At 72.1% G+C, this 23,691-nt stretch carries 22 protein-coding genes and 2 tRNA genes; 10 read left to right on the forward strand and 14 right to left on the reverse strand.

The genetic code is table 11. From position 1 onward, the window contains the following. Positions 1 to 32 precede the first annotated feature (32 nt). Positions 33 to 413, reverse strand: a complete 381-nt coding sequence (locus LGR69_RS11660; RefSeq protein ID WP_230366140.1) for an energy transducer TonB family protein — start codon at positions 411 to 413, stop codon at positions 33 to 35. A gap of 410 nt (positions 414 to 823) precedes the next feature. Between LGR69_RS11660 and LGR69_RS11665 the strand changes: the two genes are divergently transcribed. Then, positions 824 to 1,069, forward strand: a complete 246-nt coding sequence (locus LGR69_RS11665) for a hypothetical protein (RefSeq protein WP_007560783.1) — start codon at positions 824 to 826, stop codon at positions 1,067 to 1,069. A gap of 45 nt (positions 1,070 to 1,114) precedes the next feature. Here the strand turns inward: LGR69_RS11665 and LGR69_RS11670 are convergent, their stop codons facing one another. The 7 genes from LGR69_RS11670 to LGR69_RS11700 form a co-directional block, all read right to left on the reverse strand. Then, positions 1,115 to 1,396 carry a hypothetical protein gene (locus tag LGR69_RS11670; protein ID WP_007560782.1) on the reverse strand — a complete coding sequence of 94 codons (282 nt, stop codon included), beginning with the start codon at positions 1,394 to 1,396 and terminating at the stop codon, positions 1,115 to 1,117. Positions 1,397 to 1,569: 173 nt separating this feature from the next. Continuing rightward, positions 1,570 to 1,644: transfer RNA gene (locus LGR69_RS11675), tRNA-Thr, on the reverse strand. 85 nt (positions 1,645 to 1,729) lie between these two features. Beyond that, positions 1,730 to 2,185, reverse strand: coding sequence for an NUDIX hydrolase (locus LGR69_RS11680; protein WP_007560780.1), 456 nt, complete (start codon positions 2,183 to 2,185; stop codon positions 1,730 to 1,732). Between the two features lie 242 nt (positions 2,186 to 2,427). Further along, a complete protein-coding gene (locus LGR69_RS11685) occupies positions 2,428 to 3,930 on the reverse strand; it encodes a heme biosynthesis protein HemY (protein WP_230366141.1) in 1,503 nt (500 codons plus the stop codon). 123 nt (positions 3,931 to 4,053) lie between these two features. Beyond that, a complete protein-coding gene (locus LGR69_RS11690) occupies positions 4,054 to 6,327 on the reverse strand; it encodes a translation initiation factor 2 (RefSeq protein WP_230366142.1) in 2,274 nt (757 codons plus the stop codon). After that, positions 6,290 to 7,009 (reverse strand): uroporphyrinogen-III synthase, encoded by a 720-nt coding sequence (locus LGR69_RS11695; RefSeq protein ID WP_230366143.1) that lies wholly within the window; start codon positions 7,007 to 7,009, stop codon positions 6,290 to 6,292. Before LGR69_RS11695 ends, LGR69_RS11690 begins: the two co-directional genes overlap by 38 nt. A gap of 3 nt (positions 7,010 to 7,012) precedes the next feature. Then, complete coding sequence (locus LGR69_RS11700) at positions 7,013 to 7,888, reverse strand: aldose 1-epimerase family protein (RefSeq protein ID WP_230366144.1); 876 nt, start codon at positions 7,886 to 7,888, stop codon at positions 7,013 to 7,015. Between the two features lie 490 nt (positions 7,889 to 8,378). Between LGR69_RS11700 and LGR69_RS11705 the strand changes: the two genes are divergently transcribed. Then, entirely contained in the window at positions 8,379 to 10,766 is a 2,388-nt protein-coding gene (locus tag LGR69_RS11705; protein WP_230366145.1) for a bifunctional diguanylate cyclase/phosphodiesterase, read from the forward strand. 10 nt (positions 10,767 to 10,776) lie between these two features. Here the strand turns inward: LGR69_RS11705 and LGR69_RS11710 are convergent, their stop codons facing one another. The 3 genes from LGR69_RS11710 to LGR69_RS11720 form a co-directional block, all read right to left on the reverse strand. Beyond that, positions 10,777 to 12,528 (reverse strand): ABC transporter ATP-binding protein, encoded by a 1,752-nt coding sequence (locus tag LGR69_RS11710; protein WP_230366146.1) that lies wholly within the window; start codon positions 12,526 to 12,528, stop codon positions 10,777 to 10,779. A 278-nt stretch (positions 12,529 to 12,806) separates the two neighbouring features. Continuing rightward, on the reverse strand, positions 12,807 to 13,097 hold the full coding sequence (locus LGR69_RS11715; protein ID WP_230366235.1) for a hypothetical protein: 291 nt from the start codon (positions 13,095 to 13,097) through the stop codon (positions 12,807 to 12,809). Positions 13,098 to 13,227: 130 nt separating this feature from the next. Further along, a complete protein-coding gene (locus LGR69_RS11720; protein WP_091859538.1) occupies positions 13,228 to 13,908 on the reverse strand; it encodes a DNA-binding protein in 681 nt (226 codons plus the stop codon). 271 nt (positions 13,909 to 14,179) lie between these two features. On the opposite strand from LGR69_RS11720, the gene LGR69_RS11725 reads away from it, so the two are divergent. Both LGR69_RS11725 and LGR69_RS11730 read left to right on the forward strand, forming a co-directional pair. Beyond that, positions 14,180 to 14,845: a response regulator transcription factor gene (locus tag LGR69_RS11725; protein ID WP_007560763.1), complete on the forward strand. Its 666-nt coding sequence runs from the start codon at positions 14,180 to 14,182 to the stop codon at positions 14,843 to 14,845. Beyond that, positions 14,845 to 16,182, forward strand: a complete 1,338-nt coding sequence (locus tag LGR69_RS11730) for a sensor histidine kinase (RefSeq protein ID WP_230366147.1) — start codon at positions 14,845 to 14,847, stop codon at positions 16,180 to 16,182. Before LGR69_RS11725 ends, LGR69_RS11730 begins: the two co-directional genes overlap by 1 nt. A 39-nt stretch (positions 16,183 to 16,221) precedes the next feature. On the opposite strand, the gene rnhA is transcribed toward LGR69_RS11730, so the two are convergent. Continuing rightward, positions 16,222 to 16,890: a ribonuclease HI gene (gene rnhA, locus LGR69_RS11735; protein ID WP_007560759.1), complete on the reverse strand. Its 669-nt coding sequence runs from the start codon at positions 16,888 to 16,890 to the stop codon at positions 16,222 to 16,224. Positions 16,891 to 17,354: 464 nt separating this feature from the next. Next, positions 17,355 to 18,746: an aminotransferase-like domain-containing protein gene (locus LGR69_RS11740; protein WP_007560757.1), complete on the reverse strand. Its 1,392-nt coding sequence runs from the start codon at positions 18,744 to 18,746 to the stop codon at positions 17,355 to 17,357. 113 nt (positions 18,747 to 18,859) lie between these two features. Between LGR69_RS11740 and LGR69_RS11745 the strand changes: the two genes are divergently transcribed. Continuing rightward, on the forward strand, positions 18,860 to 19,156 hold the full coding sequence (locus LGR69_RS11745; RefSeq protein WP_007560756.1) for a DUF1127 domain-containing protein: 297 nt from the start codon (positions 18,860 to 18,862) through the stop codon (positions 19,154 to 19,156). A 49-nt stretch (positions 19,157 to 19,205) separates the two neighbouring features. Then, positions 19,206 to 20,114, forward strand: coding sequence for an EamA family transporter (locus LGR69_RS11750; RefSeq protein WP_007560755.1), 909 nt, complete (start codon positions 19,206 to 19,208; stop codon positions 20,112 to 20,114). A gap of 287 nt (positions 20,115 to 20,401) precedes the next feature. Here the strand turns inward: LGR69_RS11750 and LGR69_RS11755 are convergent. Then, positions 20,402 to 20,478 (reverse strand) — tRNA-Asp (locus LGR69_RS11755). A gap of 342 nt (positions 20,479 to 20,820) precedes the next feature. Here LGR69_RS11755 and LGR69_RS11760 point away from each other — a divergent pair. The 4 genes from LGR69_RS11760 to LGR69_RS11775 are packed head-to-tail and all read left to right on the forward strand — an operon-like array spanning position 20,821 to position 23,691. Continuing rightward, positions 20,821 to 21,186 carry an NADH-quinone oxidoreductase subunit A gene (locus tag LGR69_RS11760; protein ID WP_007560754.1) on the forward strand — a complete coding sequence of 122 codons (366 nt, stop codon included), beginning with the start codon at positions 20,821 to 20,823 and terminating at the stop codon, positions 21,184 to 21,186. 41 nt (positions 21,187 to 21,227) lie between these two features. After that, entirely contained in the window at positions 21,228 to 21,827 is a 600-nt protein-coding gene (locus tag LGR69_RS11765; RefSeq protein WP_007560753.1) for a NuoB/complex I 20 kDa subunit family protein, read from the forward strand. Positions 21,828 to 21,836: 9 nt separating this feature from the next. Then, complete coding sequence (locus tag LGR69_RS11770; protein WP_007560752.1) at positions 21,837 to 22,484, forward strand: NADH-quinone oxidoreductase subunit C; 648 nt, start codon at positions 21,837 to 21,839, stop codon at positions 22,482 to 22,484. A gap of 16 nt (positions 22,485 to 22,500) precedes the next feature. After that, on the forward strand, positions 22,501 to 23,691 hold the full coding sequence (locus tag LGR69_RS11775; RefSeq protein WP_007560751.1) for an NADH-quinone oxidoreductase subunit D: 1,191 nt from the start codon (positions 22,501 to 22,503) through the stop codon (positions 23,689 to 23,691).

A 23,691-nucleotide genomic window follows, 5' to 3' on the forward strand; every position in this document is an offset into this window, starting at 1 on the left:
GCCGGGACGGGCGCCCTCGGGTCGCGCGGGGCTCAGCGCCCGAACTGCACCGGAACGCTGAGGTCGGCCACCCCGGTCTCGGCCAGCAGCTCGGCGGGGGGCGCCTTGAACGGGCTCGCCCCCTGCACCGCCCGGAGCGCCCGCTGGTCGAGGCCGCGCGAGCCCGAGCTGCGCTCGATCTCGGCCTGGCGCACCGCGCCGTCGGCGGCGATCTCGACGCGCACCACCACCGTGCCGGCCGCCCCGCGGGTGTTCCCGCGCCGGTCGGCCCGATCGACCGCGTCGATCCGCGTGACGAGGGCCGACAGCCAATGGCGCACCGCGGGGGAGACGCCCGTCCGCGCCTCCGCCAGCCAGGGCACCAGCAGGAGACCGAGCACGACGGTTCCGTGAGTCAGCAGACGTGACGACATGCTGGAACAACGACCCTGTGGCTGATTGGTAGCCCGGCTATCCTCACGCCGAAGGGTTTACCGGTCGTGACCCTGCGGGCGAGCCGATGCGACGCGATACCCGCGGTGATACCGGACGCCGCGCGGACGCGACGCCGCGGTTTGCGAGCCGTGCCTCCCTGCGCACCGGGCTCGACCCGGGCCGGCACGGCGTATCGGGCGTGCGCGGGGGAAACTTGATCCAGGATGTGAAAGCCGCCTAGCCTCGCGCTTATGAACGACGATACCCCGGTTTCGACCCAAGGGGTCGCCGCGGTCATCCGCCCGGACACGGGCCGGACCTGCGGCGGCGCCCGGCAAGTCCCCGCCCGGACACGCCCGAAACCCCGGTGCGGCTTCCGCATTCACCCTTGATCCAGGAGAAGGCCCACATGACCCGATTGGCGGAGCTGCAGAGCGACCCCGCATTCCAGCAAGCCGTGCTCGCGGTGCGCGGTGCGGCCAGCACGCTGAGCGGCCGCGCCGTCACCGCGGAGGAAGCCAGCTTCCTGGTCGGCATCGCGCTGGCGACCTTCGCCAGCTCCGGCGGCCTCAACGAGCCGAGCCTCAGCCGCCTCGCCCGGTTCTCCGACACGGTCGGGCAGAACGAGACCGTCGACAGCCTGATGAAGCACTGAGGACGACTCCGGCGTCCAGGCCCGGCGAAGGCCCGGTGGAACCGGCTACAGAAAGCCGATCCGCCGGGCCAGCATCACGACCAGGGCCAGGCAGGCCGCGAGGCTGACCCCAAGCATCGCGACATTCGTCCAGAACCGGACCGGCCGGCTGGAGCCCTCGATCCCGCTGGCGCGCAGCCTGACCCAGGGAACGTAGAGGAAGAGCGCCACCACCGTCAGGACCAGGAACGCGAAGGTGGCGAACCGGCCGGACAACAGCGCGGCCCCGGCCAGGACGGTCCAGCCGAGGACGATGCCCACCATGGTGAAAAGGGCCGTCGTGTTCACGTCCGCATCATCCCTCACGCGGATGCATCGGTCCGCAATCCTGCGCGGCACGAAGGCCTGACCGGATCACGGCCGGTTCTCGTACGATCCGCGGCGCGGGTTCAACGCGCAGCGCAAGGGTTCGCGAGAACCGTGAACCAACTACGCTGACCTGGGGATGTTCGAGAGATGTCTGGTGCTGCGAGACAGGATTGAACTGTCGACCTCTTCATTACCAATGAAGTGCTCTACCACTGAGCTACCGCAGCAAGCGCCGTGGCGACCCCGCTGGGGGGCGTGTCCGTCCGGCTGAGAGGGGCCATAAAGGATCGACGGGGCGTTGGCAACGGTCGATTACGCGTCCGTCGGTTTAACTTGGCGGCAGGCGGCGCGAATGATCGCCGCGAGGCCCGGCTCGGACACGGCCTCGGCCGCCTCCGCCGGGGTGAACCAGCGCAGCTCGCGCTGGTGGACCTCGGGGAAGTTCTTGAGCTGCTTGCGCACCTCGAGCGGGAAGACCTTCACCTGGCACAGGACGGCATCCAGGTTCTTCAGGCGCTTCTGGTAGAAATAATAGCCGAGCGGCCGCTTGCCGACGTCGCCGCGCAGGCCGGCCTCCTCGTAGGCTTCGCGGGCCGCCGCCTCGAACGGCTTGCGGCCCTTCATCGGCCAGCCCTTCGGGATCACCCAGCGCCGGCTCTCCCGCGAGGTCACCAGCAGGATACGGTTCTCACCGTCGCTCCCCAGCTGGAACGGCAGGACGCCGACCTGGCGGCGCGGCTCGGCCTCGTCCTCGACGGCGGCCGTCACGGCCGCACCGGGCGGGACGAAACCCGTATGGAGCCCCGCCGGGTCGGCAGCGGGACTGGAAGGTGAAGCGGCGAACGGATGGTCGGGCCCTCGATCGGCGGTTGCCTGAAGCAGCAAGAAAATACGCTGTATCAGCAACAGCCGTCAACGTAACCGCGCGAGCCAAGGAGAAGTTCAGCACAAAACTGATAATTCCACCCGAGCTCTTTTGTTAACCGACTAACGTCAGGCCCGCCGCCGCACTATCCGGCCCTCCGGACCGGATGTTCGCCGGCGGCCGGGACCGCGGCGGCCGCCATCCCGGCCGAGACCGGATCCGCCGCCGGGGCAGGGGCGGTCTTGCTCGCGGGCATGATGGTCGGAAGCGGGGCGGCCGGCGTCGGGGCCGGATGTGCCGGGACGAGAACGGGCTGCGTCTCCTCGGGTTCCTCCGGCTCCATCGCGGGGGCGGCGGCCGCCAGCGTGTTCGGGGGCTCGCGCCACACGAAGGCGTCGAGCCGGCCGGTGACCGGCGAGACCGGCGCCCAGGTGTCGGAGGCGATCCCGTCGGCGATCCAGACCGGGTCGCGCGGCGCCCGGGCCGCCCGGGCCAGCCATTCGCGGGCCTGTCCCGACGCGGCACCGTGCTCGGCCTCCTCGATCGCCGCCATCATCAGGCTGGAGCGCACGGTCGGGCGGTCGGCGAGCAGCGGCTTCAAGGCCTCCCGGGCCCGGCCGTAATCGCGGGCATCGAGCGCCGCCTGCGCCACGGCGAGACGGGATTCCGGATCCCAGGAGGACAGCTTGGCCAGGGTCTCGGCCCGGGCCAGGCGGTCGCGGACCGAATCGCCGGGGCGCAGGCCGAGATAGACCTTGGCGAGGTCGGGATGCGGATTGGCCTTCCAGGCCGTCTCGACGACCTTGGCGGCCTTGCGCAGGTCGCCCCGGCGGGACAGGAGCCGGCCGGCGATGCGGGCCGCCGGGACCAGGTCGGGGGCGAGCTTGACCGCCTGCAGCGCACGTTCCGCGGCGAGCTCGGGCGCGCCGGCCTCGCGCTCGCCGGCGATCGCCGTCAGCAGCACGGCGCGCTGGCGCCGGGCGGTCGGCTTGTCGATCAGTCCGAGCGACGAGCGGCGCTCGATGGTCTCCAGGGCCGAGGCCCAGTCGCCGTCGGCGGATTGCGCCTCGAGCATCGCCTCGTTGGCCCAGGTGACGCTCGGGGCGAGGCGGGCGGCCTCCACCGCGTAGGCGCGGGCGGCGGTCTCGTCCTCGCGGCGGCGGGCCTCCACGAACAGGCCGCGCAGGCCGAGGACCCGGGTCTCGGGGTCGTCGACCATGCGCTGGAAGGCGCTCTCGGCGGCGTCGCGGTCGCCCGAGATCTGGGCCGCCTGCGCCTTGAGCAGCAGGGTCAGCGGCTCGGGCCCGAGCAGCCGCTCGGCATCCCCGGCATAGCGGCGGGCGGCGAGCGGATCGCCCGAGCCCACCGCCACCATCCCGCGCGAGAGGGCGGACAGGCCCTTGGCGCGGCGGCGCTCGGCCGAGCCGCGGACCAGCGCCTCCGGCAGGCCGATCACGCCGCGCACGATCGCCCAGAGCAGGCCGAGGACGATCGCGGCCGCGATGACGCCCACCAGGGCGACCGCGAGGCTGGTGCCGATCTGGTAGCCGTTCCAGACGATGGTGACGGTGCCGGGCCGGTCGGCGATCCAGACCGCCCCGAAGGCGGCGAGTGCGAGCAGGGCCAGGAAGGCGAGGGCGCGCCACATGGGGTCAGTGTCTCCTGTCGATGGCCGCCGGGCGGCCGCCGCTGGGTCCGGAAGGGGCGGGGCCGCTGGGGGCCCGCCCGGATTTGATGCAGCCGCGCAGCGCGCGGGTCGGCGCCGTCACGCCTAGCGGCCGGATGACGCCGCCGGAGCGGCACCGGGAGCCGGATCCGTCGGCAGGGCCTTGAAGGCGCCGGCGAGCAGCGTCCGCACGGCCTCCTCGGCGGCGGCCCGGGCTTTCAGCTTGGCGGCGAAATCCCCCGCCTGGTCCCGCGCCTCGGCCGGCAGCGCGGCGAAGGCCGCGGAGGCCGCCGGGAGGTCGCCGCGGTCGAGGGCCGCCTGGACCTTGGCCTCAGGCTCGTCGGACGCCTCCGGCGTCGCGGACGGCGTATCGACCTTGCGGACCTGCACGAGGCCGTCGGCCATGCTCAGGAGCTTGGTGCGGAAATCGCCGGCCTCGGCCGCGCTCTTGGCCCGCTGCTGCCGGCGCTTGGCCGCGATCTGCTCGGCGATAGGCCGGAAGTCGTTGGCGAGCTGCGCCGTCGTGGGCGCGCCGGATTCGGCGAAGGGCGCGAGCGCCGCCGCCTGGGATTCGGCGCCGGGATCGAGCTTGCGCAGGGTCGCGAGCGGCTCCGCGTAGGGCATACCGGCGGCGAGCGCCGACGCCACCCGGTCGGCCACCACGACCCGCAGGGCCGCCTGGACGGTGGCGACCTCGGCGCGCTGGGCCAGGCCCTTGTCGAGGGCTGCGATCCTGTCGGCCTGCTCCTGCAGGCGGCGATCGACCGCCTTCGCGGCCTCGGCCGCCTGAGCCTGGCCGGCCTCGGCGGCGGTGCGGCTCGCCTGCGTCGCCGCCTGGACCGCCTCGGTGGCGGCCTTCACGCGGGAATCGAGGGCCTGCTGCAGCGAATCGAGGCGCTGCCCGAGGGCGGCGTCAGCCTCGGCATTGGCCTTGGTCCGCTGCTCGACCTGACCCTGCAGGGCGGCGATCTTCTTCGACGCCTCGGCGACCTCGCCCTTGGCGGACTGATCCGATTCGAGCGCCTTCACCCGCGCATCGAGATCGGCCACCTGCTTCGGATCGATGGCCTGGACCGCGCCGAGCTTCGAATCGCCCTGCTGGTCGCGACCGGGCTCACGGCCGGGCTCCTCCTGGAGTGCGGCGACCCGCTGATCGAGGCTGTCGAGCCGCGCCGCGAGATCGGCCGGCACGGCCGGGGCCGCCCCGGGGGCCTGACCCTCCGTGGGGGTGCCGCCGGGCGCCGGGGTCTTCTCCAGCGCCTGCCGGGCCGCGGTCTCGGCGGCGGCGACGCGCTTGTCGAGCTCGGTGAGGGCGTCGCGGGGGGCGAGCCCGTCCACGCGCTTGTCTAGCGAAGCGACCTGGCCGGACAGGGACGGATCGGCGGCGTTCGGGCGCAGCATGCCGCCGATTCCGGCGCGCTCGGCGCCAAACAGCGCGCCCGCGCCGATCAGGCCGCCGAGCAGGCCGGCCGCCGCCAGCGAGCCGAACCCGGCCCGGGCGCGCCCCGGCTGCGGGCTCGGGACCGTCACGGCCTTCCCGCCCGGGACCGGTCCCTTCGGGGGCTCCTTGCCGGCATCCTTCGGCGTGTCCTTCGCTGCGTCCTTCGGCGTCTCCTTGCCGGGCGGCGGCGGATCGGGGATGCGCTTGGCCTTGAGATCGAGGATCGGGCCGGCCGTCACCGCGGCGGACGCGGCGCCGGCCGCGGTGGCGCCGGGTCGGGGCGTGCCGCCCGCCTGCGCACCCGGGCCGGGCTGACCGGGCTTGCCGGGATCCGGTTTGGCCGCCTCCGGCTTGCCGGGATCCGCTTTGCCGGGCTCGACCTTCGCACCCGCCGTCGCGGGACCGGTTGCGCCGGTGGCGCCGGGTTGCGACGCCGGGGCCTTGCCGTCACCCGGACGGCCGGACGGCCCCGGGCCGGACTTCGCGAGATCCGCGGCGCCCACCGGCGTGGTCGGTTTGCCGGCTTCGGGCCTGCCCTCGGTCGCGCCGAGGCCGCCCGGCTTGGCGGTCGTGACCGGCTCGGTCGCCGGCTTGGGCGGCGTGGCACTCGGCGCCTGATTCGCGGCGGCCTGCGCGGGCTTGGCGCCGCCGACTGCGGGCGCCGGCGACTTCGCCCCGGGCTTCACGTCGCCGGGCCTGGCATCGCCGGGCTTGGCATCGCCGGACTTGGCATCGCCGGACTTGACCTCGTCCGGCTTCGGACCGCCGGTTCCGGGCTTGTCGGCGTCGCTGGGTGGTGGCGTCACGGGCAAGTCCTCCAACTCTTCGGCGTCGCCGCGCCCCCGTAGCACCGCCGCGGCACCGGGCGCGAGGGCGAGATACGGCGGCTCTGTCGCTCTGTCACCGCGCGCCGTCACCGAGGCGAGGCGCAAGGGCATCGAGCAGGTCCGTTTCCCGCGGTCGTCCCGCGACGAAATGGACCGCGACGCCGGCTGCTTCCAGGGGAAACGCGACATCAGCCGACAGGCAGTAATGCCTCAGGCGGCGGAAAGCTCCGCCGTGTCCCGATTGGTCTGCGAGCGCCAGGGCGACGGCCGCGCTGCGGCGGGAATAATGCAGCGCGGCATCGAGCGCCCCGGCGGCCAGCGCGGCGTTCACGGCATCGGGCAGGGCGGGCACGGGCTCCGCCGCGTAGGCGACGAGGATGGCGACCGCGAATCCGGCCGCCGCCAGGCTCGAACCGGGCTCGGCCTTGCGCTCCGCCCCGGTGGCGTGGAGCAGCCGGGCGCCCGGCGGCAGGCTCTCGGCGACCAGGGCGGCGAGCCCGGCCGCGTCGCCCGACCCCTCGCGCACCGGCCCGAGCCCGGCCGCGCGCGCCAGGGCGGCGGTGCGAGCCCCCACCGCGAAGACCGGCAGGCCCCGCAGGGCGGCGGCGTCCCGGAGCGCCGGCACGGCGTTGGCGCTGGTGAGCAGCAGGCCGTCGAAGGGTCCCTCGGGCGGCGCCGCGCCGGTCGGCCGCACCGCCAGCACGGGGGCGACGAGGGGCGCATGCCCCCGCGCCGCCAGCGCCGCGCCGGTCCGGGAGGCCCCCGGCTCGGGCCGGGCGACCCAGACGCGCAACCGCTAGCCTTCCAGGGTCAGGCGGACGCCGTGGCGCGCCTGCCCGCCCGGCGGGAGCAGGCGCTGCGAATCGCGCTCCTGCAGCGGGCCCGAGAAATCCGCCCAGTCGGCGTAGCCGGTCCAGCATTCCAGCGACAGGAACGGCGCGGTCGGCTTGGTCCAGACGGCGAGATGCGGGAACTCCTCCATCTCCATCCGGATCGCCTTGTCGGGCCCGGTGAAGCGCATCCGGCGGCTCTTGGCGTTCCGGACCACGAAGGCTTCGGTGAAGATCTCCGGGTCCAGCGGCAGCGTGCTGCCCACCAACGGGATCGGCTGCTCCGCGCGCAGCAGCAGGCCGCCGGGGCCGACCTGCGGCGCGAATGGGCGCTCGGCCTGCTCGAACTCGACCGCGTAGCCGCCATCCTTGGCCCGCGCGCCACCCGCGAAGGGCCACGGGAAGGCCGGGTGGAAGCCGAGCGCGTAGGGCAGGGGCGCGTCGCCCGGATTGGCCACGGTGACCTCGAGATCGAGGCCGGCGGGACGCACCCGGGCGGCGACATCGAGCCGGAACGCGAACGGGTAGTGCCGCCGGGTCTCCGGCCCGTCGACCAGCCGCAGAATCACCGCGTCGGCGCTGCGCTCCACCACCGAGAAGGGCAGGTCCCGGGCGAAGCCGTGCTGCGCCATCGGGTAGGTCTCGGACCCGACCCGCACCTGCCCGCCGGCCGAGGCCCCGACCACCGGGAAGAGCCAGGGCGCGTGCCGGTTCCAGTGCGCCGGGTCGCCGCTCCACAGATACTCGGCCCCGCCGACCCGCCAGGAGACCGGCTCGGCGCCGTGGGTGGCGAGCGTGGCCGTGGTTCCATCCGGCGCGGTCAGGTCGATGCGCGTGCTCAAGCGGGCCTCCCGGGCGATCCTCGGACAGCCGAGGTAACGGACGCGGGCTGGGACGCAAGGGGCGCGGGCCCTCGACAGGCGCGGCGGCCCGAAGGTTCGCCCCGCCGCCCCCGTCCGCCGCCGACCCGCGGGATCGTGCTCCGAGGCCTGCCACGGCCCCCGTGACCCGCATGAGCGGAAACGCCGTTCGTCTGTTTCCGTACGGAGCCCGCAGAAGCGGAACCGTCTGCCCACGTGTGACGGGTGGATCGCCTCCGCCCTGCGGCAAAGGTTCCGAGACGAAACAGCGGCCGCAGACCCGCCGGATCGACGGCCGAAGCAGCGCGCGCCGAGAGCGCCTTCAACCACGCGTCTATAGCTGCCACAACCCGAGATTTTATAACCTATATTAGAAGCAGTCGTTTTTGGATCGCGCGATACGGCAGATTAACGGTCTAAAAAGCGGATCACTATAGCCAGAGAGTGCTATTTCCGTCCCCGGTTCTACGTGATGCTCAAGGTCGTTGGCTGCTTCGTCGATTCCCATGATGTCTGGCTCGTCGGTCTGGCGGCTCTGACATGCGCCCTGGCGGCGACCACGTGCATCGAGCTTCTGCGGCATGCCCGCAAAGCGACCCCACGGATCCGGGCGGTCTGGCTCTGCGTCGCGGCGGTGGCCGGGGGATCCGGCATCTGGGCGACCCACTTCATCGCCATGCTGGCCTTCGAGCCGAACCTGCCGAGCGCCTACGCCGTCGGCCTCACGGGCCTCTCGCTCATCTACGCCATCGCGATCACCGGGCTCGGCCTCGCCATCGCGATCACCCCCGCCCTGCCGTTCGCGGCCGCGCTCGGCGGCGTCGTCCTCGGGCTCGGCATCGCGGCCATGCACTATACCGGCATGGCCGCGTTCGAGATCGCCGGGCACATCCGCTGGGATCGCGCCCTCGTGGCGGCGTCCCTGATCCTCGGCGCGTTCTTGGCCGGCGCCGCCCTGCCGGTGGCGCTTGCGGGCGAACGGCTGAAGGGGCGCCTGACGGGCGCGCTGCTGCTGCTGCTCGCGATCTGCAGCCACCATTTCGTCGCCATGGGCGCGGTCACGATCGTGCCCGATCCGGGCGTCCTGATATCGGAGAGCGCCATCCCGGCGCGCTGGCTCGCCGTCGGCGTCGCCCTGGCGAGCCTGGCCATCCTGTTCCTCGCCGGCGCGGCGCTGACCCTCGACATCCGCGATCGCCGCCAGGCGGTCCTGGAACGGGAGCGCCTGCACAGCCTCGCCAACGCCGCGGTCGAAGGGTTGGTCGTGTGCCGCGGCGATCGCATCGTCAGCGCCAATGACAGCTTCGGCACCCTCGTGGGCGTCGCCGCCGCCGACCTGTCGGGAATCCCGCTGTCGCGGTTCCTGCCGGAGGCCGCGACGCGCCTGGCGCTGGCCACCCCGGCGGATCAGCCGGTGGAGACGGAGCTGCAGCGCGCCGAAGACGCCGCCAAGATCCCGGTCGAGCTGATCGTGCGGCCGGTCACCTACGGCAACCAGCCCCATTACGCCATCGCGGTCCGCGATCTGCGCGCCCGGCGCCGGGCCGAGGGACAGATCGAGTTCCTGGCGCACCACGATGCGCTGACCAGCCTCGCCAACCGGGCGCGCTTCAACCAGCGCCTGGATCAGGAACTGAAGGTCGCCAAGGTGACGGGCCGGCGGCTGGCGGTGCTCTGCCTCGACCTGGACCGGTTCAAGGAGGTCAACGACCTCTTCGGCCACGCGGCCGGCGACGCCATGCTGATCACCGTCGCGAAGTCGGTGAGCGCGCTCCTCGACAAGACCCAGCTGATGGCCCGGCTGGGCGGCGATGAATTCGCGATCCTCATGCCCTGCGATCAAGCGATCGCGGCCGGGCGCCTGGCCGAGCAGATCCTGGACGCCCTGCGCAACAGCGCCGACGGGGCCGGCCCGACGATCGCCACCAGCGTCGGCATCGCGCTCTTCCCCGACGACACGGATGAGCGGGCCTCGCTCCTGAGCTACGCCGACACGGCGCTCTACCGCGCCAAGTCCGAGGGCCGCGGCACCTACCGGTTCTTCGAGGCGCGCATGGGCGCACAGGTCCGCGAGCGGGGCCTCCTCGAGCACGACATGCGGCATGCCGTGGCCCGCGGCGAGATGCACCTCGTCTACCAGCCGCAGACCGACGTGCGGGACGGGTTCGTGCTCGGCTTCGAGGTGCTGCTGCGCTGGCAGCATCCGCAGCGCGGCGCGGTGCCGCCGGGCCTGTTCATCCCGATCGCGGAGGAGAGCGGCGCGATCCTGCAGATCGGCGAATGGGTGCTGCGGGAAGCCTGCCGCGAGGCCGCCGGCTGGCCGAACCCGCTCACCATCGCCGTCAACGTCTCGGGCCTGCAGCTCCACGCGCCGCACTTCGCGCAGCTGGTCCACGAGGTCCTGTTCCAGACCGGGCTGAAGCCCGAGCGCCTGGAGATCGAGATCACCGAGACGGCCCTGATCCGCGATCCCGCCCGGGCCCAGTCCACCCTGCGCCAGCTCAAGGCCCTGGGGGTGCGCATCGCCATGGACGATTTCGGGACCGGCTATTCCTCCCTGTCGAACCTGCGGACCTATCCGTTCGACCGGATCAAGATCGACGGCTCGTTCATCCGGGCGGTGGACGGCAACGAGCAGGCCGCCGCGATCGTCCGGTCCGTGCTCGGCCTCGGCCGTGGCCTGGGCCTTCCGGTCCTGGCCGAGGGCGTCGAGACGGAAGCGGAGCTCGGTTTCCTGGTCAGCGAGAATTGCGACGCCGCGCAGGGCTACCTGATGGGCCGGCCCGCCGCGATCGCGACGTTCGCCGCGCACACGCACGGCCCGGAACCCGAGAGTGACGGGCAGGCTCTGGTGGCCTGACCGCCTTCGTTCACGCCACGGCTCCCAACCCCGGCAGGATCGTCTCCGGCGGCCCGGAGGCGACGAGGCGCCCTGCCTCCAGGACGTGGACCGCGTCGGCCCCCTCCAGGGTGGAGAGCCGGTGGGCGATCAGGATCAGGGTGCGCCGGCCCGCGAGCGCCCGCAGGGCGCGCATCACCGCTCCTTGCGTCTCGTCGTCCAGCGCCGAGGTCGCCTCGTCGAACACGATCACGTCCGGGTCGTGGTAGAGCGCCCGGGCGATGCCGATCCGCTGGCGCTGGCCGCCCGACAGCCGCGCCCCGCGCTCGCCGACGCGCTCGCCGTAGCCCCGGGGCAGGGCGGCCACGAAGTCGTGGGCGCCGGCGAGCCGGGCCGCGCGCTCGACCGCGGCGCGATCCGGCGCGTCGAGGCCCAGCGCAATGTTCTCGGCCACCGTGCCGTCCACCAGAAACACGTCCTGCGGGACGTAGCCGATGCGGTTCTGCCAGGCGGGGCGGGCGCTCGCGTCGAGTTCCCGCCCGTCCACGGTGATCCGGCCGGTGCCCGGGGTGAGCACCCCCAGCAGCAGGCCCGCCAGGGTCGACTTGCCCGAGCCGGTACGGCCGGCGAGACCCACCGTGGTGTTGACCGGGATGGTCAGGTCGATGCCGCTGAGCGCCGGCCGGCCGGTGCCGTAATCGAAGCCGATGTTTTCCAGCCGGATTTCTCTCGCAAAGGGGAGGCGCTCACCGGTGCGAGGCGCGGGATGACGTTCGTCGGCGAGCTCGTCGACGATCACCTGCACCACCGGGCTGTAGAACCGCATCAGCGAGACGGAGGTGAAAATGTTCTGGAAGGCCGGCAGCATCCGGTAGCCCGCGAAGGCGAACAGCCCGAGCAGCGGCAGGATCCCGGCGACGTCGAGCCCCTGGGCCAGCGCGAACAGCACCACCACGATCACCCCGCCGAAGGCCAGGGCCTCGATGACGAAGCGCGGCATCTGGCCGGTGAGCAGGCTCGCCGCCGTGGCGACCGCGTAGGCCCGGGCCGGGGCGTCGAACCGGCCCGCGAAGGCCTCGGCCCGACCGTAGAGCTTCAGTTCCGTCAGCGCCCCGAAGGTCTCCTGCACGATCCGGAACCGGGCCTCGTTGTCGGCCACCGAGCGGCCGCCGAGCCGGGCGAGCCGGGCCCGCATGATCAGGTAGATCCCGACATAGAGGCCGCCGAAGCCGCCCCCGAGGATCAGGGCGAGCTGGGGTGCGTAGGCCAGCAGGAAGACGATGACCGCGAGTGCCGAGGTCGCCCGGGAGGCCAGCACGGTGGCCGGGGTCAGCACGCCGACCACCAGCCGGTCGGTCTCGGACAGGACGTTCTTGGCGAGCTCGGCGCTGTTGGCCTGGGCGAAGAACAGCCGCTCCCGGTCGAGGTAGCGGAACAGCAGCCGGCGGCTGAACCCGTAGCCGGCCAGATGCGTGAACAGGAGCTGCGCGTAGGTCAGCCCGGCATTGACCACGGCGGTGGTCAGGATCGCCAGAAGCGCCGCCCCGCCGGTGACCAGCAGGAAGCTGCGCTCGTCGGCGAGGCCGAGGGTCTCACGGGCCTGGGCGAGGTAGGGCACCCGTGTCGCCGCCGAGGGATCGCCGACCAGGGTCAGGAACGGGATCACCGAGGCGACGCCGACCACCTCCAGCAGCGCCGCGATCGCCAGGCCCAGCGCGATCAGGGCGAGCCGGCGCCGATCGCGCGCGCGCATGATCCGAACGAGGTCGATCAGCGCGCGCATGGTTCGGGACGGGTCGGCGGAAGGGCTCGCATGGCCGGGCCGGGCTTAGAGCGCCCGGTGCCGGAGGGGAAGGTGGCCGGGGGCGGAAGGCGCGGTGAGGATCCGCCCGGTGCCCCGAGAACATGGGCCTCCCATCCAACCCCCTCATCCTGAGGTGCGAGCTCAGCGAGCCTCGAAGGAGCCCTCCAGGGATCGCGCGGCCGGCTGGAGGCCTCCGCTTCGCTCCGTCGCCTCAGGATGAGGGGGTTGGGTGGGAGAGCGGGCGCCCAGCCGGACCGTCAGTCGAGCTTCTTCAGCGAGCCCAGATCGACGTCGCCGTTCTGGCTGGAGAAGGTCAGCGACTGGGTGCTGCCGTCCGCTTGCGAGACGCCGCCGATCCGGTGGTCGCCGCTGTCGTAGGTCGTGACCTGGCCGTCGCGCTCGATCAGGAGCCGGTGCTTGTCCGGGAAGAACGCGTATTTCATGCCGTTCTGGGAGCCGCTGGTCGCGGGCTCGCCGAGATCCTTCGGCCAGAAGGGCTCCATGCCCTTCATCGGTTCCATCGGCTTCATGGGTTCCATCGGCTTCATCGGTTCCACGGCGCGTCTCCTGTCCGGATCGGTGACGGGAGGACGCGGCAGGGCGGAAACGGTTGCATGAGCTGCCTGCCGCCGGACAGCGATGCGGTCCGGCGGCAGGCGAATGCGGCGCGGCCCGGTCTCAGGGCCGGGCGCCCGGCACCGGCCGCTCGCGGACCTGGCCGTCGAAGCCGACATGGAGTTCGTGCTCGCGCCCGTCCCGGTCCTTGGCGGCGACGTCGAGGTGGCGCGGGCCGCGTCCGGTCACCCGCACGTCGCCGTAGCCGGCGGCCTGGACGGCGGCGGTGAGTGCCGGCACGTCCGGATTCGGCCCGAGGCCCAGCCGGTCCTTGGCCCAGTCGAGGCTGCCGGTCGGAGGCCCGCCCGCCGGCCCGATCACCACCTTCCGGCCGTCGCCGTGGGTCAGGACGCTGGCATGCAGGAACCCGGTCTCGAACCGGCCCTGCACGGTCACGGCCTCGCCCTTGGCGACCAGGGTGCCGCCCTCGCCGGCGGGCCCGGTCTCGACGAGCGCCCGGCCGGTCGGATCCTGGACCACGAACTTGTTGCCGTAGATCTCGGCGACCTCGCCCTTGATCGCGGTAGCGCTCGACGGGGCCAGCGCCTGGATCGCCACCGGGTCGACCGGGGTCGGCTGGAACGGCGTTCCCTGCGCCAGGGACAGGCCGGCGGCGCCGAGCGCCAGGGGCGCCGCGATCGCGGCCACCACCCAGGTCCGGGCCGGGATCGTTCTGGCGGTCTTGGCGGGGGCGGGCTCGCGGATCTCCCGGGCGGTGCCGTCGATCGTGGTGTGGTCGGTCATCTGAATCGTCCTTCCGAAGGCTGGGGACCCGATCGGTCCGTGGCGCCTTCGTAAGTCGCCCCCGCGAATCCGGCCTGAACCGCCCGGTTCAGCCCCGGTTAAACCCGGCTCCCTATGGCCGGATCGGCGCCGAGACGCGCGGGCGACCAAGGACTTGGCCGCGCGCGCCGATGCGGGATGCCAGATTGACGGGCCGCGTGAGAAATCGGCCCTAACTTCCCGTCGCCGCGCGCTTTCCGGCATTGGGCCGGGTTTGGGGGAGGGCGAATCCGTGAAGATCCTGCTGGTCGAGGACGACGCGGCCCTGGCCACCGAACTGGCCAAGGTCCTGCGCGCGGAGAACTTCGTCCTCGACCGGGCCGCCACCGGCGAGGATGCCCAGCATCTCGGCGAGACCGAGGGCTACGACGCGGTGGTGCTCGACCTCGGCCTGCCCAAGGGCGACGGCGTCTCGGTGCTGCGGGCCTGGCGGGCGGCCGGGCGGACCCTGCCGGTGCTGGTGCTCACCGCCCGCGACGGGTGGAGCGACAAGGTCGCGGCCTTCAAGGCGGGGGCGGACGATTACCTGGTCAAGCCGGTGCGGGTGGAGGAGCTGGTGATCCGCCTGCGCGCCCTGGTGCGCCGGTCGCAGGGCGGCGGGGCGAGCCGGATCGCCTGCGGCCCCCTGAGCTTCGACACCGGGCTGGGCGCCTTCGAGCACGAGGGCCTGCCGCTCAAGCTCACCGGCCTCGAATGGCGGGTCCTGTCCTGCCTGATGCTCAACCGCGACGCGGTGGTGCCGCGCCCGCACCTGATCGAGCGGGTCTACGAGGGCGACGCGGATGTCGATTCGAATTCCGTGGAGGTGATCATCACCCGGTTGCGCCGGAAGATCGCCCCGGCCCGGATCGAGAGCGTGCGCGGCCACGGCTACCGCCTGCACGCGGATCCAGCCTGATGCCGCCGCCGAAGAAGGGCCCCCCGCCGCGCCGCTCCCTGCGGACCCGCCTGCTCGCGGCCGCCCTGGCGCTGGTGCTGGCGGCGCTGGTGGTGGCCGGGCTTGCCATCGGGGTGATCCTGCACCGCTTCGTCCGCGGGCAGATCGAGGGGCATCTCGACGCCCAGATCGTCGCGCTCCGGGCCGGGCTGGAGGCGGGGCTCCTGTCCCAGAACCGCGACGCGCCGCCCTTCGACCGGGACGGGCCGGGCTGGGCCTGGGAGGTCCGCCGCGGGGCCGAGACCTACGGCTCGGGCTCCCTGCGGGGCGGCCACATCACCGTCACCGATCCGGAGCCCGACGACGCGGCCGATCACCCGCATCCGGCGGACGGCACCGGGCCGCGGGGGGAGCGGCTGATCCTGCGCATCCTCGACGTGCCGGGGACGCCCCCCGCCACGATCATCGCGGCGGCGCCGCGGGCGGCCCTGTACGGGCCCCTGCGCGAGGCCCTGACCAGCCTGGCCCTGGCGCTCGGGGTGCTCGGCCTCTGCCTGATCGCCGGGCTGGCCCTGCAGGTGCGCCTCGGCCTGGCGCCGCTGCGGCGCCTGCGGGACGACCTCGCCGCCGTGCGCGCCGGGCGCCGGGAGCGGGTGCCGGAGGAGCAGCCCGCCGAGATCAAGCCGCTGGTGGCGGAGCTGAACGCGCTGCTCGACCAGAACGCGCAGAACCTCGAGCGCGCCCGCGGCCACGTCGCCAACCTGGCCCACGCCCTCAAGACGCCGCTCGCGACCCTGTCGATGGCCCTGGCCGATCGGGCCCGCGACCCCGACGGGGCGCTGCGCCTCCAGGTCGACGACATGGACCGGCGGGTCCGCCACCACCTGCGCCGGGCTCGCGCCGCGGCGCTGGCGGGCTCGGCCCGGGGGCGCACGCCCCTGGCGCCGCGCGTCTCGGACCTGCGCGACGCGCTGGTGCGGCTCTACGCCGAGAAGGGCGTGGCGATCGACCTCGCCGTGCCGGACGCCCTATCCGTGCCCTGCGAGGAGCAGGATCTCGACGAGATGCTCGGTAACCTCGTGGACAATGCCTGCCGCTGGTGCCGCAGCCGGGTCCGGGTCGTGGCCGCCGGCGAGGCGAGCGGCATCGTGGTGCGGGTCGAGGATGACGGGCCGGGCCTCGACGGCGCGGCCGCCGCTGCAGTCATGGAACGCGGCCGCCGCCTGGACGAGGGCGTGCCGGGCCACGGCTTCGGGCTGCCGATCACCCTCGAACTCGCCGAGCTCTACGGCGGCGGGCTCACCCTCGGCCGCTCGGAGCTGGGCGGGCTGAAGGCGGAGCTGACCCTGCCGGCGTGAAGCCGGACGACCAGGCTTCGCCGCGATCGACGTCGTCCCCTATGCTCGGCTCGATCGCAGGCGTGCGACCTCGCTCGGCCCAGTCTCGAGGTAGAAGCGGATCGCATCCTCGACCAGAGCGTCGGGCGTGACACCCGCCGCCTTCGCGGCCCGCGTGACCTGAAGGCCAAGCGCGAGATCGACGCGCAGGTTGGCACCCTGGCTCGGCGGCGTCGATGCAGCGACAGGGGCAGAGGCAGGTATCGGCGCAGCACTGTTCCGCGACTCGAGCTTGCCAAGCTTCGCTTCGCGGCGGCCCCGGTGGACGAGAGCGTCGGCGCGCTCATTGAGACGGTCGCCCGCATGGCCCCGGACCCAGGTCCATTTCACGTCGCGCGCCGCGTTCAGTTCGTCGAGGCGCTTCATGAGGTCGACATTCTTCACGTCACCCGTCGTCGTGCGCCAGCCTTTCGCCTTCCAACCGCGCATCCACTCGGTCACCGATTTGACGACGTACTGGCTGTCGCACCGCATCTCGATCGCGGCCCCGGCCGGGAAATGCTCGAGGCCCTTGATCGCAGCCGTCAGCTCCATGCGGTTGTTGGTCGTGGTGCCGGGTTCTCCGCCGCACAGCTCGACCGTATTGTCCGGAGCCGCAACGACGACCCCCCAACCGCCTGGCCCGGGGTTCGGGTCGCAACCGCCATCGGCATAAACGATCGTTCGCATCGTGGCGTCAGCCCTTCCGTAGGGGGTGGTCGATAGGAGGCCGCCAGCGATGCCCGAAATTGGCTGACAGATCGTATCTCCGGCTCAGGGCGAGACCCGCTGAAGCACGGCGGACCGTGCAGCCTCGCCATGCCCATGACACGCCGCAGGGAGGGTGGGCGTCGCGCGCGTCAGCGAGATCGAGAGTGTCGCAGATCCGCCGCCCTCAAGGGAACTCCCCCCGCGGCACTCAGACTCAAACGCGATGCGCTGCTTCACGCCGAGCCGAATTGGCCGGACGGCCGACGAATGGCTGGTTTCGAGACGCGCCAACGGCTGTCTTCACGACTGGCCTCGGTCGAAAGCAGCCTCCCTGAGCGCAAGCTGATCGCGCTCAGCCTCGTAGGGCGCCGTATCCCAGCCAAACGAGGAATGCCGCCCGGTCGCTTCGCTGCGCTCGCACAGCCGCCATGGTCCCGAGGCGATCAAGCCAGCGCCGCCCGCAGGATCGGCCGGATGCGCGGGTCGATGCAATGGGCGACGTTGAAGCGCATGTAGCCGTTCCAGTCGTCGGACAGGCTGAAGGCCGTGCCCGGGGCCAGGACCATGCCCTGCGCCAGCGCCCGGCGCGCCACCTCGGCGCCGTCGCGCCCATCCGGCAGGCGCATCCACAGGAAGAAGCCGCCCCGGGGTTGCGCCCACGGCTCCAGGCCGCAGGCGCCGAGTTCGGCCGAGGCCTGGACCATGGCGCCGGCGAGCCGCCGCTTGGTCTCGGCGAGGTGCCGGCGATAGCAGCCCTCGGTGATCAGGCTGTGCACCAAAGCCGCCGTGACGTGGCCGTTGCCGAGGCTGAGCGCGAGCTTCAGGTCGACCAGGGGCTCGACCCAGTCGGCCCGCAGCGCGATCCAGCCGCAGCGCGCGGCCGCCGACAGGGTTTTCGAGAAGCTGCCGATCTGGATCACCCGCTCCAGCCCGTCGAACCCGGCGAGCCGTGGCGCCGGCTCGGGCTCGAGATCGCCGAAGATCTCGTCCTCGACGATCAGGGTGTCGTGCGACTCGCACAGCTTCAGCAACCGGTGCGCGATGGCCGGGGCGAGGCTCGCCCCGGTCGGGTTCTGGAGCGCCGCGTTGGTCAGGTAGAAGCGCGGCCGGTGCCGCTCGAGCAGGGCGCCGAGGGCCCGCAGGTCCGGCCCCTCCGGGGTCAACGGCACGCCGATGACCGAGACCCGGTGCGCCCGCAGCAGCGCCAGGAAGTTGAAGTAGCAGGGATCGTCCACCAGGACGGTGTCGCCCGGCTGGAGCAGGAACCGGCAGACCAGGTCGAGGGCCTGGGTGGCCGATTCGACCAGCACGATCTGGTCCGGCTCGGCGCCGACGCCCTTCTCGGCGATCTTGCGGGCGATCTGGATCCGCAGGGGCTCGTAGCCCAGAGGCCGGTCGTAATTGGTCATCTCGGCCAGATCCGCCCGCGCCACCCGGCGCAGGCCCCGCCGGATCGCCTCGTGGGGCATCCAGGAATCCGGCAGCCAGCCGGCCCCGGGCTTCAACTGGTCCGAGCCGGCCTGCTGCGCCTGGCGGGTGATCCACAGCGGGTCGACGATCCGGTCGAGCCGCGGCCCCATCGCCTGGAGCGAGAGCGGCCGGGTCTTGCCGGCGACGTAGAAGCCCGAGCCCGGCCGCGCCACCAGGGTGCCCTCCGCGGCCAGCCGGTCATAGGCCTCCACCACGGTCGATTTCGACACGCCCATGGATTCCGCGAAGGCCCGCACCGACGGGATCCGGACCCCGGGCACGAGGTGGCGCGCCGCGATGCGCTCGCGGATCTCGCCGGCCACGATCTCGACGCGCGTCCCGGTGGGCTTGGGCGCGACCTGCATCCGTACTGCCTTTCCGACCGGACAATTCTTCGAAAGCGTACCGAACTGTTCCTGTCGCCGCCAGCCCGGCCCGGTCAGGATCGTCGCGTCCTGAGGAGATGGAGGATCGCGCCATGGACCAGTGCCTCACCGAGACCGCCCGCACCGGCACCCCGCCGTCCTGGATCGCCCGGGTCGTCGGGGCGATCAGCGAGGCCGCCGCGGAGGTGCGGGCGGAGCTGTCGCGCGCGGCGATGAACCGGCGCGTCCTGCACCGGCTCTCGACGCTGTCCGAGCGGGAGCTGAAGGATATCGGTCTGACGCCGCAGGACGTCGCGGACGCGGCGGTGCCGGGTTTCCGCGACGCCACCGACCTGCTGATCGGCCGGCGCGAGGCCCGCCGCCGGGCGCGGGCCGCACGCGCGTGGTGAGGCCGGCCGGGGCTGGGACGATCGCGGGGACAGTGGCAAGGATCGTTGGATGACGTTGCGCGACACGCTGTCGGCGATTCTGGTGGTCACGATCCTCGGCGCCAACTTCGTGGCGATCAAGATCGGCCTCGAGACGACCCCACCGCTGCTGCTCTGCGCCCTGCGCTTCGCCCTCGCGGCGATACCGGCCGTGCTGGTGATCCGGCCGCCCCGGGCCCCGGCCACCCTGGTGATCGTGTTCGGCCTGGCCCTGGGGGTCGGTCAGTTCGGGTTGCTGTTCACGGCGATCCGGCTGGGCATGCCGGCCGGCCTGTCGTCGCTGCTGATCCAGGTCCAGGTGCCGTTCACGGTGGCACTCGCCTGGCTGTTCCTTCGGGAGCGGCCGCGCGGGCTCCAGGTGCTCGGGGGCGTGGTCGCCCTCCTGGGCACCGCGACGATCGCCCTGGGTCGAGCCGGAGGCGCACCGCTCGGGCCGCTTCTGCTGGTCGTCGCGGCCGCGTCGGCCTGGGCCTGCGCGAACGTCACCGCGAAGCGGATCGGGCGGGTCGACATGCTCGCCCTGATGGTCTGGGGCAGCCTCGCCACCGCGGGGCCGCTGCTGGGCCTGTCCCTGATCGTCGAGGGACCGGCCGCCCTCGCCACTCTGGCGCATCCGGACTGGACGGCGGTGACGTCGATCGCCTTCCAGGCCTATCCGACGACCCTGCTGGCTTTCGGCCTGTGGACCCGGCTCCTGACCCGCTATCCCGCGGCGGCCGTGACGCCGTTCGCGCTGCTCGTGCCGGTGGCCGGAATCCTGAGCACGCACCTGATGCTCGGCGAGCCGCTGAGCCCCGACATCCTGGCGGGCGGAAGCCTGATCCTCGCCGGAATCGCCCTCAGCATCCGCGGCGGTCGCAGGCGTGCCGTGGATCCGATGCGCGTGGCGGTCGATGCGCCACCGCGGGCCGTCAGCTGAGCCGCCCATGCGCGCGTGACGTTCGGCAGACTTGCACGGACGCCCGTGCCGCGGCCGTGTCATCCCGCGCCACGAAAGCCCCCGGGATGACGCGGCGAGGGTCGCGTCGCGGACAGAGAAGCGAGTGTCAGGTCGCGCAGGAGCTCTGGCCAAACGGGTCGGGTTCGACGGCGCGGATACACCGAGCCGTCATGCCCCAACAGGCCCCAAGCCGCAGCGCAAACGTCAAACGGCCCCCGACGTGGTCGGAGGCGCGGTTCGGTCCTGATATCGAGGGATCGTGGAAGTGGCGCGGGCGACGGGGCTCGAACCCGCGACCTCCGGCGTGACAGGCCGGCACTCTAACCAACTGAGCTACGCCCGCACGGCGTGGTCGCCTCGGAGGGGCGTTTCGCCCGGCGACGGGGCGGGGTTTATGGGCCAGGCGGGGGGCTGTCAAGCGCGTCCGTGGCGGTTTCGTGCGGGACGCGACCGGATGGCCTGCGCGCTTGCGTCGTGTTGCAGGGCTGCCGCGCACGCCCACATCCCTACACAAGACAGGACGTGCACTTTGTGCGACGCGACAAGCCATTGTCACGGGTCGGCGGCTCGACTAAGCCTCCGGCCGCGCGCATCCTGGCATAAGAACAATTCCACGGGCGAATCCGGTTCGGCGGCGCACCGCGGTTTCCCACGTCAGATCGAGACGCTCTCGCGAGGCCCTGGCATGACCGGCTTGTTGGCGGACTACCTTCCGCTCATCGTGTTCATCGGCGTGGCTCTGTTCATCGCCACCGCCCTGCTGGTCGTGCCGTTCCTGGTCGCCTTCAAGAGCCCGGATCCGGAGAAGCTCTCGGCCTACGAGTGCGGCTTCAATGCTTTCGACGATGCCCGCATGAAGTTCGACGTGCGGTTCTACCTCGTGGCGATTCTGTTCATCATCTTCGATCTCGAGGTCGCGTTCCTGTTCCCGTGGGCGATCACCTTCGGAGACCTTGGCTGGTTCGGCTTCTGGTCGATGATCGTCTTCCTGGGCGTGCTGACGGTCGGTTTCGTCTACGAGTGGCGCAAGGGCGCCCTCGAGTGGGATTGATTCGCAACAGCCGCCTGCCCGCACCGTTTTCCGAGTCGCCGATGGCCCTGATCACCGACACGACCCACAGCCTGTCCCGCGCCCCCGCGGTCGCGCCCCAGCCCAAGGGGATCATCGATCCCAATACCGGCCGGCCGATCGGCGCGGACGACCCGACCTTCCTGTCGATCAGCGACGAGCTGGCCGACCGCGGCTTCCTGCTCACCACCACGGACGAGCTGATCAACTGGGCCCGCACCGGCTCGCTGATGTGGATGACCTTCGGGCTCGCCTGCTGCGCCGTCGAGATGATGCAGATGTCGATGCCGCGCTACGATTGCGAGCGCTTCGGCTTCGCGCCGCGCGGCTCGCCCCGCCAGTCGGACGTGATGATCGTCGCCGGCACCCTGACCAACAAGATGGCCCCGGCCCTGCGCAAGGTCTACGACCAGATGCCGGAGCCGCGTTACGTGATCTCGATGGGCTCCTGCGCCAACGGCGGCGGCTACTACCACTATTCCTATTCGGTGGTGCGCGGCTGCGACCGGGTGGTGCCGGTGGACATCTACGTGCCCGGCTGCCCGCCCACCGCCGAGGCGCTGCTCTACGGCGTGCTGCTTCTCCAGAAGAAGATCCGCCGGACCGGCACGATCGAGCGCTGAGGGACGGCCATGACGAACGGCATCTCGATCCTGTCGCACACGCAGCCGGAGAGCGGCGCGGGCGCCCTCACGGCGATGGCCGAGCGCATCACCGGCGCGCTCGGCCCGGCGGTGGTGTCGCACACCATCGCGTTCGGCGAGCTGACCCTGGTGGTTCAGGCCTCCGACATCATCTACGCGCTGACCTACCTGCGCGACGACCCGGCCTGCGCGTTCCGCAGCTTCATCGACATCTGCGGTGCGGACTACCCGCAGCGCGAGAAGCGCTTCGACGTGGTCTACCACCTGCTCTCGCTGCGCCACAACGCGCGCATCCGGGTGAAGGTGCAGACCGACGAGGTGACACCGGTCCCCTCGGCGATCGAGGTGTTCCCGGCTGCCAACTGGTACGAGCGCGAGACCTACGACCTCTACGGCATCCTGTTCTCGGGGCATCCGGACCTGCGCCGGCTGCTCACCGATTACGGGTTCGAGGGGCATCCCCTGCGCAAGGACTTCCCGCTCACCGGCTTCGTCGAGGTCCGGTACGACCAGGACGAGGCCCGGGTCGTCTACGAGCCGGTCCAGCTGACGCAGGAATTCCGGAACTTCGATTTCCTCTCGCCCTGGGAGGGCACGGATTACGTGCTCCCGGGCGACGAGAAGAAGTCGGCCTGAGGAGCGGAACCGCCCGATGACCGAGCACAACATCCGCAACTTCGCGATCAATTTCGGCCCGCAGCACCCGGCGGCGCACGGCGTGCTGCGCCTCGTGCTGGAGCTGGACGGCGAGGTGGTCGAGCGGGTCGATCCGCATATCGGGCTGCTGCATCGCGGCACCGAGAAGCTGATCGAGCACAAGACCTACCTGCAGGCGACGCCCTATTTCGACCGGCTCGACTACGTGTCGCCGATGAACCAGGAGCACGCCTTCTGCCTGGCGATCGAGAAGCTCGCGGGCATCGAGGTGCCCCGGCGGGCGCAGCTGATCCGCGTGCTGTTCTGCGAGATCGGCCGGCTGCTGTCGCACCTGCTCAACGTCACCACGCAGGCGATGGATGTCGGCGCCCTCACGCCCCCGCTCTGGGGCTTCGAGGAGCGCGAGAAGCTGATGATCTTCTACGAGCGCGCCTCGGGCGCGCGGCTCCACGCCAACTACTTCCGGCCGGGCGGCGTCCACCAGGACCTGCCGCCCAAGCTGATCGACGACATCGACGCGTTCTGCGACCCGTTCCTGCAGGTCGTCCAAGATCTCGACGACCTCGTCATGGCCAACCGCATCTTCAAGCAGCGCAACGTCGACATCGGCATCGTGTCGGTGGACGAGTGCATGGAATGGGGCTTCTCCGGCGTCATGCTGCGCGGCTCGGGCATCCCGTGGGACCTGCGCAAGGCGCAGCCCTACGAGTGCTACGAGGAGATGGAGTTCGACATCCCGGTCGGCCGGAACGGCGACACCTACGACCGGCAGGTGATCCGCATGGAAGAGATGCGGGAATCGGCCAAGATCATGAAGCAGTGCTGCGCCAAGCTGCGCGAGCCGGCCGGGCAGGGCCCGATCGCCGCCATCGACGGCAAGTTCGCGCCGCCGCCGCGCCGCGAGATGAAGCGCTCGATGGAAGCGCTCATCCACCACTTCAAGCTCTACACCGAGGGGTTCCACGTACCGGAAGGCGAAGTCTACGCCGCCGTGGAAGCACCCAAGGGCGAGTTCGGCGTCTATCTCGTGTCCGACGGGACCAACAAGCCGTACCGCTGCAAGATCCGCGCGCCGGGCTTCGCGCATCTTCAGGCGATGGATTGGATGTGCCGGGGGCACCTTCTGGCCGACGTGTCGTGTGTGCTGGGCACCCTCGACATCGTGTTCGGCGAAGTGGATCGGTAA

Origin of the sequence: Methylobacterium brachiatum, from assembly GCF_020523825.1 — a bacterium.
Classification (GTDB): domain Bacteria; phylum Pseudomonadota; class Alphaproteobacteria; order Rhizobiales; family Beijerinckiaceae; genus Methylobacterium; species Methylobacterium brachiatum.